Annotated in this window: 13 protein-coding genes; 7 read left to right on the plus strand and 6 right to left on the minus strand. The window is 69.4% G+C overall.

What is annotated here, in order from left to right; translation table 11 throughout:
- The 3 genes from ABIS05_RS27285 to ABIS05_RS27295 all read right to left on the minus strand — a co-directional run.
- A partial coding sequence (locus ABIS05_RS27285; protein WP_348011957.1) for a hypothetical protein occupies nt 1-310 on the minus strand: 310 nt, incomplete at its 3' end.
- Between the two features lie 8 nt (nt 311-318).
- Entirely contained in the window at nt 319-513 is a 195-nt protein-coding gene (locus ABIS05_RS27290) for a hypothetical protein (RefSeq protein ID WP_348011958.1), read from the minus strand.
- An 815-nt stretch (nt 514-1,328) separates the two neighbouring features.
- Nucleotides 1,329-3,125, minus strand: a complete 1,797-nt coding sequence (locus ABIS05_RS27295; protein ID WP_348011959.1) for a sigma 54-interacting transcriptional regulator — start codon at nt 3,123-3,125, stop codon at nt 1,329-1,331.
- Nucleotides 3,126-3,489: 364 nt separating this feature from the next.
- Here ABIS05_RS27295 and ABIS05_RS27300 point away from each other — a divergent pair, with 364 nt between their 5' ends.
- From ABIS05_RS27300 to ABIS05_RS27330, 7 genes are read left to right on the plus strand one after another with little or no spacing between them, the layout of a single operon-like run.
- Entirely contained in the window at nt 3,490-4,956 is a 1,467-nt protein-coding gene (locus ABIS05_RS27300; RefSeq protein ID WP_348011960.1) for a benzaldehyde dehydrogenase, read from the plus strand.
- A gap of 41 nt (nt 4,957-4,997) precedes the next feature.
- A complete protein-coding gene (locus tag ABIS05_RS27305) occupies nt 4,998-5,765 on the plus strand; it encodes a coniferyl-alcohol dehydrogenase (protein ID WP_348011961.1) in 768 nt (255 codons plus the stop codon).
- 29 nt (nt 5,766-5,794) lie between these two features.
- Nucleotides 5,795-7,531 (plus strand): DUF1302 domain-containing protein, encoded by a 1,737-nt coding sequence (locus tag ABIS05_RS27310; RefSeq protein WP_348011962.1) that lies wholly within the window; start codon nt 5,795-5,797, stop codon nt 7,529-7,531.
- 23 nt (nt 7,532-7,554) lie between these two features.
- Complete coding sequence (locus ABIS05_RS27315) at nt 7,555-8,931, plus strand: DUF1329 domain-containing protein (RefSeq protein WP_348011963.1); 1,377 nt, start codon at nt 7,555-7,557, stop codon at nt 8,929-8,931.
- Nucleotides 8,928-9,968, plus strand: coding sequence for a YCF48-related protein (locus ABIS05_RS27320; RefSeq protein WP_348011964.1), 1,041 nt, complete (start codon nt 8,928-8,930; stop codon nt 9,966-9,968). The genes ABIS05_RS27315 and ABIS05_RS27320 overlap by 4 nt, the downstream gene beginning before the upstream one ends.
- A gap of 12 nt (nt 9,969-9,980) precedes the next feature.
- Nucleotides 9,981-12,413 carry an RND family transporter gene (locus tag ABIS05_RS27325; protein ID WP_407074865.1) on the plus strand — a complete coding sequence of 811 codons (2,433 nt, stop codon included), beginning with the start codon at nt 9,981-9,983 and terminating at the stop codon, nt 12,411-12,413.
- Nucleotides 12,413-14,155: a carboxylesterase family protein gene (locus tag ABIS05_RS27330; RefSeq protein ID WP_348011966.1), complete on the plus strand. Its 1,743-nt coding sequence runs from the start codon at nt 12,413-12,415 to the stop codon at nt 14,153-14,155. The genes ABIS05_RS27325 and ABIS05_RS27330 overlap by 1 nt, the downstream gene beginning before the upstream one ends.
- Here the strand turns inward: ABIS05_RS27330 and ABIS05_RS27335 are convergent.
- From ABIS05_RS27335 to ABIS05_RS27345, 3 genes are all read right to left on the minus strand, one after another.
- Entirely contained in the window at nt 14,152-15,042 is an 891-nt protein-coding gene (locus ABIS05_RS27335) for a LysR family transcriptional regulator (protein ID WP_348011967.1), read from the minus strand. The two genes, ABIS05_RS27330 and ABIS05_RS27335, sit on opposite strands and share 4 nt — an antisense overlap.
- Nucleotides 15,039-15,215 carry a winged helix-turn-helix transcriptional regulator gene (locus ABIS05_RS27340; RefSeq protein ID WP_348011968.1) on the minus strand — a complete coding sequence of 59 codons (177 nt, stop codon included), beginning with the start codon at nt 15,213-15,215 and terminating at the stop codon, nt 15,039-15,041. Before ABIS05_RS27340 ends, ABIS05_RS27335 begins: the two co-directional genes overlap by 4 nt.
- Before the next feature lie 541 nt (nt 15,216-15,756).
- On the minus strand, nt 15,757-16,305 hold the full coding sequence (locus ABIS05_RS27345) for a hypothetical protein (RefSeq protein WP_348011969.1): 549 nt from the start codon (nt 16,303-16,305) through the stop codon (nt 15,757-15,759).
- Nucleotides 16,306-16,457 lie beyond the last annotated feature (152 nt).

The raw sequence follows: 16,457 nt of genomic DNA on the forward strand, positions 1-16,457 counted from the left end.
GCCGAGCCAGCTCGGCATAAGCCCGATCCGTGAGGTTCTTCGGCCCAGTCCCCTCACCGACGACAACATACTTTCCGTCCTTCGGATACAGCATGAAGTAGAACGGACCCGCTGGGCTGCCGGAGGCGGTAACGGCCACGATGGACTTCCCATCTGAGCATGCGTACACGAGCCAAGGCGTTGCGCCATAGCTTTTGGAAACGGGGCCGGTGCTGCAATCGAGCGCCGGTGCTTTGTCATTGCCCTGTTGCGCGACGGTGCGCAATGGCAATGTCAACACGAGTGCGGCCAACCAAAGAAGTGTCTTCATTGTGATGTTCAACGTGTTGTCGCCAGTCTGCGTAATGCAGTTGGTGTCTGCGTATTGAAGACGGTCAGATCAATGGCAAGTGCTTGATTCATCGGCAATTTCTCCGCAAGGTGCTGCAATTTACATCGAGATTCTGCTGGCGAATGCTGTCGCTCGCCGGGCATGCGGCCGGCCGGCTGCGGCGGCACATCCATGGGGCTCAAGGGGTCGGATGTAGCGAACAAGCTCGGTAGGCTAATGGGGTGAGCCCGGCGAACCCCAGCGTTCACTTCGTTCCTCGCCCCCTGCAACATGAGCCAGCGCGAGGTGCTTTGCGGCGCCCGAGCGACGCTGTTTTGCATTCCTGGTAAGCCCGGCGTGCAGCCGGCGTTAAGCGGCGTGAAGGTTCGATGAGCCGCGCTCGTCATAGGGACAGCCGCGAGAGCGCAGCGGGTCGCGTCAGGGTGCAAACCGAGCGGTTGTTTTCGCGCGCCGCTGCTGGCGTCGTGACGCCGGTGTGCGGTTCAGGGCCTCTTCTTTGGTGACTTTGGCTACGCCGCAACTTCGTTGTCTTCTGGTCCCGCTGAAGAAAACCGAAGGTTTCGGCGAAGCCAAAGTTACCCGGCCGCCGGGACGGACTCCCGGCAATGCATCGAGCGAGCACTGCTATGGCAACGCTGAACAAATCCTTCGCGCGCAGCGCATCCCTGCTTTGGGCGCCCTGCGGCGTTGCAAATCCTCGCCATAGCCAGCTATGGCTGCGGTTTGCGCCTTGCAGGTCATCCCTAACCAGGGCGCGCTGCATCGCGGGGACTTATTCAGCGTCGCCCTATCCGCCAAAGCGCGTAGGGGGTGAACAAAGTGAATCCCAACGACATCGGCGCATAGACGCTGGGGTTCGCGATGCTCACCCCCTACGGACTGCCCGAGCAGGAGGTCGGGTGGGCCTGGTGCGCAGGTAAAGGAGGGGGCCGCGCAGCGGCCGGGGGACACGAAGCACCAGGCCCACCCGTCCTCCTGCGCCCAACCGTGCCTCGCCTCACCCCGCCACATGCCGCTCCAGCCGATACGCCAGCTGCGCCCGGCTCAGCCCCAGCGCCCGGGCCGCAGCCGACAGGTTGCCGTCGTGCGCCTGCACGGCCTCGGCCAGCAGCCGCGCCTCCAGCGCCGGCAGGTCCAGCGCCGCAGCACCCAGCGTGCTTTGCAGATGCTGCAGCAGGTTGTCCACGCCGGGGTCGGCCTCGCGGGCGAGTTCGCCGTCGGATGACACGGCCAGCACCGCCTGGCGGGCCAGCGGTTCGCCGCGGAACATGTGGTGCACGTCGATGGCCATGCCGTCTTCGACGTTGATGACGGCGCGCTCGATCAGGTTGAGCAGCTCGCGGATGTTGCCCGGCCAGTCGTAGTGCAGCGCCGCCCGCACCGCGCGCGCGCTGAAGCCGCTGACCTCGCGGCCGTGGCGCTGCGATTCGCGGCGCAGAAAATGGCTCATCAGCAGCGGGATGTCTTCGCGCCGCTCGCGCAGCGGCGGCAGGTGCAGCGGGAAGACGTTGAGCCGATAGAACAGGTCGGCCCGGAACCGCCCCGCCTGCACCTCCGCGCGCAGGTCCACATTGGTGGCCGCCGCCACGCGCACGTCGACCTGGATGAGGCGTGAACCGCCCACGCGCTCCAGCTCGCCCTCCTGCAGCACGCGCAGCAGCTTGGCCTGGGCCACCGCGCTGAGGGTGCCCACCTCGTCGAGGAACAGCGTGCCGCCATGCGCGCGCTCGAAGCGCCCCTCGCGCGACGCATGCGCGCCGGTGTAGGCGCCCTTCTCCACGCCGAACAGCTCCGACTCCAGCAGCCCCTCCGGGATGGCGGCGCAGTTCAGCGCCACGAAGGGCCGCTCCGCGCGCGGGCTGATGCGGTGCAGGCGCCGCGCGAAGGCCTCCTTGCCGACACCCGACTCGCCCGAGAACAGCACCGTGGCCGAGGTGCGCGCCACGCGGTCCAGCAGGTGGCAGGCCGACACGAAAGCGGGCGATGCGCCGACCACCTCGTGGCGGTCCTGCGTGGCGCTGCCGGCCGGGCCCAGGGCCGGCGGCGGCGCGGCGGCGGCCGGCTCCGCGCCGGGCGCCATCGCGCGGAAGTCGTGCGCCTCCAGGTAGCGCAGGTCCTCGCTGATGTCGCCCCAGGCCGCCGCATTGCGGCCCACCACGCGGCAGGCCGAGGCGCCCATGGCGCGGCAGTCGAGTTCCCGGAAGATGACCTGCTGGCCGAACAGCGTCGTCACGTAGCCGGTCGCATAGCCCACCTGCGACCAGCAGGCCGGGTCGGCACCGAGGCCGTAGGCGCTGATGTGTTCATCGTCCTCGCTGGAATGCTCCCAGATGAACTCGCCGTCGTAGGTGCCGCGGTCGATGTCGAAGGAGAAGCTGACGGGCGTGACCTTGACGACGCCTTCCAGCGCATGCAGCCGCGCGCCGGCCATGAACACGGCCGCCGCGTCGCCCTCCGGCCAGCGCTGCCGCACCAGCTGCGCATCGCGCGCCCCGCTCACATAGCCGGCCCGGGTCAGCAGCCCGCGCGCCCGTGCCATGCCCAGCGTGTCGATCAACTCGCGCCGCAGATGGCCCATGGCCGCGCTGTGGACGAGCAGCATGCGCTGGTCGTTGAGCCAGATGCGGCCATCACCCGGCGAGAAGAACAGCGCCTCCGTCAGCTGCGCCAGGGTCGGCACGCTGCCGTCGCTGGCCCAGTTGAAGTGATCACTGTCGCCTTTACGCAGCATGGTGTCGCTGTGACGGGACAGTTCGGCCAGCGAGATCTTCGAGGGGGCGGGTTGCGGTTTCATGATTTCGTAAAAGCGAGGGGCTGGAGTCTGCGCCCGACTTGCGGATTTGCGTTAAGGCGCGACGCCCAGATCCCGTGTGTACCGGCGGCTGCCGCCGTCGTTGCCGGCCCTGGGTAAGTCCCAGTCTGACGACCCGTGCCCTGGGTGCGGACGGCGCCGTGACGGCCCGGACGCGACCGGCCGCAGCGGGCCTGGCATGGCTGTTGCGCTAAGCCCAGCGTGTGCGAAAGAGGCGCGTCACCCGACATCAGCGTTTCTACGGATTCCCGAATCGCCCCACCCAGACACACAGTAAGCCCAACTGTTCGTTTGCCTAGCTAACGATAGCACTGGCAAGCAAAACAAGATCCACACGGAGACAAGCATGCAGCACAGCCCCTCGTTCCTGGCGGACGCCCCCTGGCGTGAGAGCCTTTTCATCGGCCAGTGGCGCGCCGCTTCGCGCACGCTGGACATCATCGAACCGGCCACCGGCGAGAGCCTGGGCACGGCCGGCGAAGCCACGCCAGCGGACGCCGCCGAAGCCGCCCGCACGGCAGCCGCTGCCCAGGCCACCTGGGCCGCCACGCCGCCGCGCGAGCGGGCGGCGGTGTTCCACAAGGCTGCGGCCCTGTTCCAGCAGCACTTCGACGAGCTGGCCCTGTGGATCACCCGTGAGAGCGGCGCCATCCTGCCCAAGGGCCAGCACGAGGTGCGCGAGGCCATCGCCTTCTGCCAGCTGGCCGCCGCCATGCCCATGCAGCCGGCCGGCCAGTTGCTGCCCAGCGTGCCGGGCCGCCTGAGCATGGCGCGGCGCGTGCCGCATGGCGTCATCGCGGTCATCTCGCCGTTCAACTTCCCGCTCATCCTGACGCTGCGCGTCGTGGCCCCGGCGCTGGCCGCCGGCAATGCGGTGCTCGTCAAGCCCGACCCGCGCACCCCCGTCAGCGGCGGCTACCTGATCGCCCGCGTGCTGGAGGCGGCGGGCCTGCCGGCCGGCGTGCTGTCGGTGCTGCCCGGTGGCGCCGAGGTGGGCGAGGCGCTGATCACCGCGCCCGAGGTGCGCATGGTGTCGTTCACCGGCTCGGTCGGCGTGGGCCGGCGCGTGGGCGAACTGGCCGCGCGGCACCTGAAGAAGGCCTCGCTGGAGCTGGGCGGCACGAACTGCCTGGTCATCCTGGACGACGCCGACCTGGACATCGCCGCCAGCAACGCGGCCTGGGGCGCGTGGCTGCACTCGGGCCAGATCTGCATGGCCTCCAACCGGGTGCTGGTGCATGAATCCATCGCCGCCGCGCTGACCGAGCTGCTGGTCGCCAAGGCCACCCACCTGCCCGTGGGCAACGGCGCCACCGGCCAGGTGGCCCTGGGCCCGCTGATCGACGCCCGCCAGCGCGACCGCGTGCATGCGCTGGTGCAGGACAGCGTGGCCAAGGGCGCGCAGCTGCTGGCCGGCGGCAGCTACGACGGCCTGTTCTACAAGCCCACCGTGCTGTCCGGCGTCAAGCCCGGCATGCGGGTGCATGACGAAGAGGTGTTCGGCCCGCTGCTCAACCTCATCACCTTCAAGACCGACGAAGAGGCCGCCGCGCTGGCCAACGCCCACGACGGCGGGCTGGCGGCGGCCGTCATCTCCAAGTCGCTGAACCGCGCGATGGCGCTGGCGCAGCAGTTGAAGGCCGGCATGGTCCATGTCAACGACCAGACCGTGAACGACGACGCCACCAACCCCTTCGGCGGCCCCGGCGTGGCGGGCAACGGCAATGTGCACGGCGGCCCGGCCGACTGGGAAGCCTTCACGACCTGGCAATGGGTGACGGTGAAGGACACCGCGCACGCCTACCCGTTCTGAGCGATCCGCACGACCCACAACCAACAACAGGAGACAAACCCATGAAAGTACAAGGCAAGACCATCGTCGTCACCGGCGCCAGTTCGGGCATCGGCGCCGACACCGCTCGACTGCTGCGTTCGCACGGCGCCAAGGTCATCGGCATGGACCGCAATGACCCGCTGCTGACGTTGGACGGCTTCGTCAAGGCCGACCTCTCCGAGCAGTCGGCCATCGACGCCGCCGTGCGCCAGTTGCCGGCGCAGATCGACGGCCTGTGCACCGTGGCCGGCGTGCCCGGCACGGCGCCGGTGGACCTGGTGGCCCGCGTCAACTACCTCGGGCTGCGCCACCTGTGCGAGGTGCTGGTGGAGCGCATGCCGCAGGGCGGCAGCATCGTCAACGTGTCGTCCATCCTGGGCTACTTCTACCGTGACCGCCTGGACACGCACAAGACGCTGTCCCAGGTGCAGGGCTTCGAGGCCGGCCTGGCCTGGCTGGCCCGCAACCCGGTGCCGCAGCAGGGCTGCTACGAGTACTTCAAGGAAGCCCTGATCGTCTGGACCAAGCAGCGCTCGGGCGACTTCTTCAAGCAGCGCGGCGTGCGCATGAACTGCGTCGCGCCCGGCCCCGTGTTCACGCCCATCCTGGGTGAGTTCGTCGCGCAACTGGGCGAGGAACGGGTCGCTGCCGATGCCCACCGCATCACCCGGCCGGGCCTGGCCGACGAGATCGCGCCGGCCATCGCCTTCCTGTGCAGCGACGACGCGCGCTGGATCAGCGGCGTGAACCTCGCCGCCGATGGCGGCTTCGCCGCGACCTATCTGTAAGTACATAACACCCAAAAACAGGAGACATCATGAGACAGACCCGCGTCGCGTTGGCGGCGGCGGCAGCCCTGCTGTTGCCCACTGCACATGCTTTTGAAATCGAAACCAGCGTCCCGGACATGAAAGTCCGGCTCGACCTGACGCCCAAGTTCAGCGCCGCCTACCGCGTCAAGGACCCGTCCGACGCGCTGAGCCGCCTGGATGTGGCCATCGACCCCGGCACCGTCAACGAGGACGACGGCGACCACAACTTCCGCAAGGGCCTGATCTCCAAGCGCTTCGACCTGCTGGCCGAGCTGGACATCTCCACGCCCACCTTCGGCGCCCGCCTGAGCGGCACCGCCTGGCACGACGGCGCCTACCTGGGCCGCAACGACTACAACGGCACGCCGCTGTATGCCGCCGGCAACGCGCTCGGCCCGGTCGTCAGCACCGCCAACAACGATTTCGGCCAGGCGCCGAACGAGTTCCTGCCCGACACGCGGCGCCAGCATGGCCGCAGCGGCGAGATCCTGGATGCCTTCGTGTCGTTCAAGGGCGAGGTCGCCGGCATGAAGGCCAACCTGCGCGTTGGCAAGCACACGCTGCAATGGGGCGAGAGCTTGTTCTTCGGCCAGAACGGCATTGCCAATGCCCAGGGCCCGGTGGACATCGCGCGCATCCTGTCGGTGCCGGGCTGGCAGTTCAAGGAAGTGCTGCTGCCGGTCGAGCAGGTCTCCGGCACGCTGCGCCTGGCCGATGGCCTGCAGCTCGGCGCCTACTACCAGCTCAAGTGGCGCAAGAGCAAGTTGCCCGGCGTGGGCAGCTACTTCTCCAACCAGGACTACATCGGCGGTGGTCGGGTCAACTTCGGCCAGGCGCCCGACGGCTCGCCCATCGAACTGCCCACGCTGACGGTGCGCGACAACAAGCCCAAGAACAGCGGCCAGGGCGGCATCCAGCTGCGCTGGAGCCCCACCGGCGGCGACTACGAGTTCGGCATCTATGCCGCGCAGTACCACGACAAGACGCCCAGCGCCCTGGTGTTCGACTTCGCCCAGGGCCATGTGCGCGTGGCCTACGCCAGCAACATCCGCACCTTCGGCGCCAGCGTCACCTCATCCATCGGCCAGCTCAACTGGGCGCTGGAGGGCTCGGTGCGCCAGAACACGCCGCTCAACGGCGACCCGGCCGTGGTGGGCGGCCCCAGCCCCGTGGCCAGCTGCGACACCAGCAGCAACACGCCCTGCTATGCCGTCGGCGACACCGCCCACCTGCAGCTCAACGGCATCTACGTGCTGCAGCCCAACGACTTCTGGCAGGGCGGCGTGCTGCTGGGCGAGATTGCCTACAACCGCCGGCTGCGCATCACGCGCGACATCTTCGCCGGCCCCAACGGACAGAACCTCGGTGTGGGCGGCCTGGACCCGAACACCACCAAGGGCGCCTTCGCTGCCCGCGTGCTGTTCGAGCCGTCCTACTTCCAGGTGCTGACCGGGCTGAACCTGTCCGTTCCCATCGGCGTGGGCTGGAACTTCGGCGGGCGCTCCTCGGCCATCGGCAACTTCGCAGGCGGGGTTGCCGACGGCGGCGACTGGAGCATCGGCGTGAAGGGTGTCTACCAAAGCGCCTGGAACTTCTCGCTGACCTACACCGACTACTTCGGCAAGGCCAAGACCTTCACCGAGATCCTGGTGCCCGGCAGCGGCTCGCCGCGTCAGCTCACCTTTGGCCAGACGCTCAGGGACCGCGCCTACGTCGCCTTCAGCGCGTCACGCACCTTCTGACCCCAGAACCGGAAACCCACACCATGAAGCACGCACTGCTCCAACTGAATGTTCTCGCGCTGGCCTCTGCATTCGCATGCTCGGCCCTGCTGCCGCTGAGCGCGCACGCCGCCGTGTCGGCCGACGAGGCCGCCAAGCTCAAGACCACGCTGACCCCAATGGGCGCCGAACGCGCCGGCAACAAGGACGGCAGCATCCCGCCCTGGGAAGGCGGCCTGACCAAGGCGCCCGCCAGCTACAAGAACGGTGACCCGCGCCCCGACCTCTTCCCCGCCGACAAGCCCGTGCTGCAGATCAACGCCAAGAACCTGGCGCAGCACGAAGCCAAGGTCAGCGACGGCATGAAGGCGCTGATGAAGAAGTACCCCGACTTCCGCATCGACGTCTACCCCACCCGCCGCAGCGCCGCCGCGCCGCAGTACGTCTACGACAACACCTTCAAGAATGCGACCCGCGCCAAGCTCGTGGACAACGGCCAGGGTGTGGAGGGCGCCTTTGGTGGCATCCCCTTCCCCATTCCCAAGGACGCCTACGAAGTCATCCTCAACCACCGCCTGGCGTGGACCGGCGTCAACATCCAGACCCCCATGCGGGTGTGGGTGATGACGGCCGACGGCAAGCGCACCATGGCCAGCGGCGGCAACCAGACCTTCCGCCGCCCCTACTACGACCCCGAGGTCAGCGCGGACAAGTTCGACGGCTACTACTCGCTGGGCAAGTTCGCTGCCACCGAACCCGGCTCCAAGGCCGGCGAGGCCATCCTCGCGCACGACGGCATGAACAGCGCCACGCCGCGCGGCCTGTGGCAATACCTGGTGGGCCAGCGCCGCGTGCGCAAGGCGCCTTCGGTGGGCTACGACACGCCCGACGCGGTCACCTCCGGCATCGGCCTGTTCGACGAAGCCTTCAACCTCTTCGGCCCCATCGACAAACACGAGCTCAAGCTGATCGGCAAGAAAGAGCTCTACATCCCCTACAACAACAACCGCGCCGCCGTCGCCAAGGTGGCCGACCTCGTCAAGCCCGGCACGCTCAGCCCCGACCTCGTGCGCTGGGAGCTGCACCGCGTGTGGGTGGTGGAGGCCACGCTAGCCGCCGGCAAGCGCCACGTGGCGGCCAAACGCACGTACTACATCGACGAGGACACCTGGCAGATCATCCTGATCGACGGCTGGGATGCCAAGGGCGAGCTCTGGCGCACTAACTACACGCTGACGCTGGCCGCGCCGGACATCCCCGCCGTGCTGGGCAACATCTTCTGGGGCGGCTACGACCTGCAGACCGGCGCCTACTACCTGAACATGGCCAGCAACGAGCTGGCCTCCCAGGTCAAGGTCCTGCCCAAGCTGGAACGCTCCTTCTTCAGCCCCGAGGAGCTGGCCAACGAGAGCACGCGATGAAGCGGCGCGCGGTGTTCGGGGCGGCGGCCCTCGGGCTGCTGGCCGGTGCCAGTGCCGGCCACGCCGCGCCCCTGCCGGCCGTGCTGGGCCAGGCGGCCCAGCCCACGCCGCTGGCCACGCGCAGCGCGCTGCTGGCGGCCGCGCGCGCCGGCCAGCGCCTCGTGCTGGCCGGCGAACGCGGGCTGGTGGTCTACAGCGACAACGGCGGCCAGCAGTGGCAGCAGGCCGAGGTGCCGGCGCAGGTCAGCCTCACGGCGCTGGCCTTTGCCAACGCCCAGCAGGGCTGGGCCTGCGGCCACTTCGGCAGCCTGCTGCAGACCCGCGACGGCGGCCAGCGCTGGCAACTGGTGCTCGACGGCCAGCGCCTGGCCGAGCTGGAGCTGGCCGCCGCAGGCGACGACGAGGCGCTGCGCAATGCCGCCCAGCGCCGCCTGGCCGAGGGGCCAGACAAACCGCTGCTGGACCTCAGCCTCAGTCCCGACGGCGCGCTGTACGCCGTCGGTGCCTACGGCCTGGCCTTCGTGCGCCAGGGCGAGGCCTGGCAGAGCCTGCACACCCGGCTGCCCAACCGCAAGCGCCTGCATCTGTACGCGGTGCGCAGCGACGGCCCGCGTGTGTTCATCGCCGGCGAGCAAGGCCTGCTGCTGCGCTCGCTGGACGGCGGCGCGCACTTTGAGGCCCTGCCCTCGCCCTACAAGGGCAGCTTCTTCGGCTTGCTGCTCACGCGCGAGGGCACGCTGCTGGCCTACGGGCTGCGCGGCAATGTCTGGCGCTCGGCCGACCAGGGCGACAGCTGGACCGCCGTCGCCAACCCCGTGCCCGTGTCGCTGAGCGCCGGCCTGCAGCGCCAGGACGGCTCGCTGCTGCTGCTGGCCCAGAACGGCGACCTGCTGCACAGCCGGGATGACGGCCGCAGCTTCTTGCGCCACAACGCCCTGCCCCCGCTGCCCTCGGCCAGCCTTGTCGAGGCCGACGCCGGCCATGTCGTGCTGGCCGGCCTGCGCGGCCTGCAGCGCCTGCCCCTGAGCTTCATCTGAACTTCACCCGAGATTGCAACCGTGAGCGTGAGCCTATCCACCGACGACAGCGCCCAGCCCGTCATTGCGCGCCTGGAAGACTTTGACAGCCGCAGCGGCTCCTGGGCCGAGCGACTGTTCTTCAACCACCGCCCCTGGGTGCTGGCCGTGTGCCTGCTGCTGACCGCCGTGCTCGGCTGGCAGGCCCTGGGCATGCAGCTGACGGCGAGCTTCGACAAGACCATCCCCAGCCACCACCCCTACATCGCCAACTTCCAGGCGCAGCGCGCCCAGCTGGCCGGGGGCGGCAACGCACTGCGCATCGCCGTGGCCGCGCGCCAGGGCAGCATCTTCGACAAGGACTACCTGGAGACCCTCAGGCTGCTCAGCGACGAGCTGTTCCTGATGCCTGGCGTGGACCGGCCGTTCATGAAGTCGCTGTGGACGTCCAACACCCGCTGGGTGGCCGTCACCGAGGATGGCCTGGACGGCGACACCGTCATCACCGACCGCTACGACGGCAGCCCCGCGTCGCTGGCCGAGCTGCGCGCCAACATCGAGCGCTCGGGCGAGATCGGCCAGCTGGTGGCGGGCGACTTCAAGAGCAGCATCATCTACGTGCCGCTGCTGGACACCGACCCGCAGACCGGCCAGGCGCTGAACTACGCCGCGCTGGGCCAGCGCATCGAGGCCCTGCGCGCCAAGTACGACAGCGAGCGGGTGCAACTGCATGTGGTGGGCTTCGCCAAGGTCATGGGCGACCTGATCGACGGCGTGCGCGAGGTCATGGGCTTCTTCGCGCTGGCGCTGCTGATCTGCGGCGGCGTGCTGTTCGCCTACACCCGCTGCGTGCGCTCCACCTTCATCGTCGTGGCCTGCTCCCTCATCGCCGTGGCCTGGCAGCTGGGCCTGCTGCGGCTGCTGGGCTATGCGCTGGACCCCTACTCCGTGCTGGTGCCCTTCCTCGTCTTCGCCATCGGCATGAGCCACGGCGCGCAGAAGATGAACGGCATCCTGCAGGACGTGGGCCGCGGCACCCACCGCGCGGTGGCCGCGCGCTACACCTTCCGGCGCCTGTTCATGGCCGGCCTCACCGCGCTGCTGTGCGACGCCGTGGGCTTTGCCGTGCTGGCGCTGATCGACATCCGCGTCATCCAGGACCTGGCCGCCAACGCCAGCATCGGCGTGGCCGTGCTGATCTTCACCAACCTCGTGCTGCTGCCGGTGCTGCTGTCCTACGTCGGCGTGAGCCCGGCCGCCGCGCGGCGCAGCCTCAAGCAGGAGCAGAACGAGCAGCTCAGCGGCGGCTGGGCTTGGCTGGCCGGCTTCACGCAGGCCCGGCCGGCGGCGCTGGCGCTGGCGGCGGCCGCCGTGCTGCTCGCGGCTGCCGTGGGCCTGTCGACGCGGCTGCAGGTGGGCGACCTGGATGCCGGCGCGCCGGAGCTGCGTGCCGATTCCCGCTACAACGGCGACAACGCCTACATGGCCCAGCACTACGCGGCCAGCACCGACATCCTGACCGTCATGGTCACCACGCCGGACGACCAGTGCACCCGCTACGACACGCTCAGCCGCGTCGATGCGCTGGCCTGGCGGCTGCAGCAACTGCCCGGCGTGGAGGGCACGCAGTCGCTGGCCGGCCTGGCCAAGCTGGGCATGGTGGGCTTCAACGAAGGCAACTTCAAGTGGTACGAGCTGATCGCCAACGACCAGGCGCTCGGCGGCGTGCAGTCCATCGCGCCACGCGAGCTGCTCAACAAGGCCTGCTCCTTCCTGACGCTGCAGGTCTTCCTGCGCGACCACAAGGCCAGCACGCTGGAGCGCGTGCTCGGCGAGGCCGAGTCCTTCATCGCCGCGCAGCCGCCCACCGGCGAAGTGCGCTTCCTGCTTGCCGCCGGCTCGGCCGGCATCGAGGCGGCCACCAACAGCGTCGTCCGCAAGGCCATGCGCGAGATGCTGTACTGGGTCTACGGCGCCGTCGTGCTGCTGTGCTGGTTCACCTTCCGCAGCTGGCGCGCCACCGTCGTCGCGGTGCTGCCGCTGGTGCTGACCTCCATGCTGTGCGAGGCGCTGATGGTGCTGCTGGGCATGGGCGTCAAGGTCGCGACGCTGCCCGTCATCGCTTTAGGCGTGGGCATCGGGGTGGACTACGCGCTGTACGTGCTGGCCGTCATGCTGCAGCGCCTGCGCGCCGGGGACGATGTCGACCAGGCCTACCGCGCCGCGCTGCGCTTCACCGGCCGCGTCGTGTTGCTCACGGGCGTGACGCTGGCTCTGGCCGTGTCCACCTGGTTCTTCAGCCCCATCAAGTTCCAGGCCGACATGGGCATCCTGCTGGCCTTCATGTTCCTGTGGAACATGGTGGGCGCCCTGGTGCTGCTGCCGGCGCTGGCGCGCTGGCTGCTCAAGCCGGCACGTGCGGCGCAGGCGCAGGTGCAGACCTTCTCTAAACCGCAAACCCAATGATGACCACCACACCCCTTCCCGCGCCAATCACCCGGCGCGACACGCCGTCAGGCACCGTCACGGGTTCGCAGGAGGTCACTGCCAGCGGCCAGTGGGTGCACGCCTGGCGTGGCCTGCGCTATGCCGCACCGCCGCTGGGCCCGCTGCGCTGGCGCGCGCCTCAACCCGCGCCCGGTTGGGAGGGCGAGCTGCAGGCGCTGGGCCACGGCGCCATCGCGCCGCAGCTCGGCGGCCGCCTCGCCCCCGTGCCGGCCAGCCAGCACGGCCAGGTCGTCGGCGACGAGGACTGCCTGTGGCTGAACGTGTTCGCACCCGTCGACACCGAGGCGCCGCTGCCGGTCATGGTGTGGTTCCACGGCGGCGGCAATGCGGTGGGCACGGCCGCCACCTTCGACGTGGCCCGCAACCTGGCGGCGCAGGACAAGGTCATCGTCGTCACGGTCAACTATCGGCTCGGCGTGCTGGGCTGGTTCGCCCACCCCGCGCTGCAACAGGGGGCGGCCCTCAGCGACGAAGACCGCTCGGGCAACTTCGCGCTGCTGGACCTGATCGCGGCGCTGCGCTGGGTGCAGAGCCACATCGCCGCCTTCGGGGGCGACCCCGGCTGCGTGACGATCTTCGGCGAGTCGGCCGGCGGCCAGCAGGTGCTGATGCTGCTGGCCAGCCCGCTGGCCCAGGGGCTGTTCCACCGCGCCATTGCGCAGAGCCCGTTGTGCGAGAGCTTCAGCCGGGAGGAGGCCGTGCAGGGCCTGGCGTCGCCGCTGGAAAGCCATCGCTGCGGCAGCGAGGAAGTGGTGCGCCGCCTGCTGGCACGCGCCGCCCTCCCGGCGCCGCCGGCTGACCTGGCAGCCTGGCTGCGCAGCCTCAGCCCGGCGGAGCTGCTGGCCGTGCATGTGCCCGGCAGCGAAGGCATCTACCTGGCGCCGCGGCCGATCCGCGACGGCGTCGTGCTGCCGCTGGCGCCGCTGCCGGAGCTGTTCAGCCGCGGCAGCTGGAACCGGGTGCCGGTGCTGCTGGGCAGCAACCGCGATGAGTTCCGCACCTTCCTGGCCGGCAAGCCCGAGCACTGCCGGCTGATCGGCGGCAAGCTGCCGGTGCTGAAGGACCGCGCCGCCTACCGTTTCGAGTCCGACATGATGTCGCGCGCCTGGCGTGCCCATCACATCGACCGGCCGGCCGACGCGATGCTGGCCGGTGGCCATGCCGACCTCTGGACCTACCGCTTCGACTGGGACGAGGCGCCGGCCATCCCCTTCATCCGCCCCGACCTCCTGCTCGGCGCGGCCCATGCCATGGAGATGGCGTTCGTCTTCCGCGACGTGGCCGGCGAGTTCGACATCTTCCAGGTCAACACGCCGTTCAACCGCCAGGGCCGCCGCGCCGTCTGCGCTGCGATGGGCTCCGCCTGGACCTCCTTCGCCCGCCACGGCCGGCCCGAGGTGGCCGGTGGCCCGCCGTGGCCCGCACGCAGCTCGAAGGGCGCCGACGGCCTGGTGTTCGACACGCCACGCGATGGCGGCGTGCGCATGGCGCCGCTGCGCGAGTCGCTGGCCGCCATCCAGGCCGAGCTGGAGCAGCCGTCCGGGCACAGCCCGCTGCAGCGCCTGCGCTGCTTCGCACGCGTGTTCCTGTGGACGCCGCTGATCGCGGGCGTCGTGGATGCCGCCGCCTATGAGCGCCTGCGCGCCCGCCTGGGCCGCAGCGAACCGGCCGAGGCGTTCCGGCCGGTCATGGAGATTTAGGAATCTCGCTGCCGGTACATCTGCAGCAGCAGCGACGCCAGCCCCTGCTGCAGCCGTGTTGGCCGCCGGTTGGAGGGCGTCACCATGCACAGCGTGCAGTGGATGTCCTCGCCGTCAAAGCGGCTCACGGCCAGCCGCGCGGCGCCGTCGTAGCTGCGCAGCGCGTCCTCGCCCAGCGCCGCGTGGCCCACGCCGGCGGCCACCAGGTCCAGCAGGGCCGGCACGCTGGAGACCTCCCAGCGCACGTCCAGCTGCACGCCCGCCATGGCCGCTGCGGCCTCCAGCCGGCTGCGAAAGATCTGGCCTCGCTGCGGCATCACCAGCGGCAGTTGGCTCAGGCGCTGCAGCGTCAGCGGCCCCGCCGGCGCCTGGCCCACCGCGCTGTACAGGCACAGCGGCTCCTGGCGCAGCGGCAGGATCTCCAGCGCCGGCAGCGGCTCGGGGTTGTAGACCAGGGCCAGGTCGCAGCGGCCGGTCAGCAGCCACTCGGTCAGCGTGGTCGAGAAGCCCTCCATGATCGCCAGCCGCGCGGCCGGCCAGCTGGCGTGAAAGGCCTGGATCAGCGGCAGCGTCAGCAGCCGCGCCTGCGTGGGCGGCACGGCCAGCGTGACGGCGCCGGTGGGCTCGTCGCGCTGGGCGCTCAGGTCCTCGCGGGCCTGCTGCACCAGCTGCAGGATGTCCTGGCCATGCGCCAGCAGCCGCCGGCCCGCCTCGGTAAGCCGCACACCGCGGCCGTGCCGCTGCAGCAGCGTCTCGCGCAGGTCCACCTCCAGCGCACGCACCTGGCGGCTCAGCAGCGGCTGGGCCAGGCCCAGCACCAGCGCCGCCTTGCTGAAGCTGCCGTGCTCGGCCACATGCACGAAGGCCTCGATCTGCGCGAGGTTCATGTCGCCACCGTCGGCGCCTGCGCCTGCGCCTGCAGCGAGCGCATCAGGTTGCCCTCCACGCAATCCGCCAGCGCCTGCACATGGCCGGCGATGTCCTGCCCCAGCGGCGTCAGCGTGTACTCGACATGCGGCGGCAGGCCGGCGGCGGCCGAGGACGGGAGGGAGGCTTGCATACTCACCTTCAGGTATGTACTAACTTCGGACGTGCTCTCCCGCGCGGGCAGGCGGGGCTTTGCAGAACCAAGGGAACCGTTCCCGTGGGAAACGGGCTGTCGACGACTGCTTTAGGCTGTTGCAGCCGATCGACGGCCGCCCGCGAATGACTGCGGCCGCTGAGACCTGACGTTGGCTGGCGCCCTTGGCGGCTGTCCGCTGTAACTCGGAACTTGACCTTCGTCGGCGCCGGGGTGAATGGGCGAGTCCATCAGCTGGCGACGCCCCACGACCAACGACTGCTCCCCCGGCGGCGAACTCGGCCTTTCGACCCATCGATGTCGCTCGAAGAAGTTGTTGGTAGCCGCAAGCCGTCTCTCGCCCGCCTACGGCGGTCAATGGCAGCCTGGCCTTGAATGTCACTTGAGGGTGTGCGGCGAGGCTCTAAAACCTGCTCTACGCTAGGTGTCGATTTGCTCGCCCTCGCGAACCGCATCCACTCTCATTGACTGATCAATTCTTCGGGCCGTCTCTTCTGCCTCGATGGCGCGCCGTTTTGAATCAGCGCGTGATCTGCCCGCTCAGCGTCACGAAGCCGCTCGCCGGTTGGGTAATGATGTTTTCGACGCCGGACAGCGAGCCGCTGCCGCCAGCTCCGCGGAAAGCGCCGGTGCCGCCGGTGATCCTGAAGCTGCCGGTCAGTATCAGAAGACCGAGCGGGCTTAGGGTACCGGTGCCGCTGTACTTCGCGACGAGCTGGTCGCCGTTGCGCGCGGTCAACGTGAGCGTACTGCTGCTGAACGCGAACGGAGGGAAGAACTGGCCGGGAATGTCCGAGCGAATGCAGTCGATCGAGGTGATCGCAAAGCTGCCGATCGGTATTCCCACGCCTTGGCCGGCGATCTTGCCTGTGGCAGTGAGGCCGGGGTGCTCGGCCGTGGACTGGCAGGCACCATCGGGGCTCGGCACCACGATGGTTTCGGTGATCTGCGCGGTGGCGACCAGCGGCTCGGGCTTGTCCTTCGCGGCGACACCGACGGCGGCCCAGGCTAGCGCGGCGGCGCACAGCAACCTGACGGTATGCGATCGGTGGCAGGGGGAGTGCATCATGTGAATTCTCCGGTTAAAAATCGTCACGGACTATAGGATTCGCCTGCGCCGCGCGGGGTTGCTGTGTCGCCGATACGACGGTGATCCTGCGTGGGATTAATGCATTGGTCGCCAGCGTTCGGGCCGCGGTCGCGCCTGTACCTCATGCAACT

Origin of the sequence: Roseateles sp., assembly GCF_039929605.1 — a bacterium.
In the GTDB taxonomy this organism is placed as follows: domain Bacteria; phylum Pseudomonadota; class Gammaproteobacteria; order Burkholderiales; family Burkholderiaceae_C; genus Pelomonas.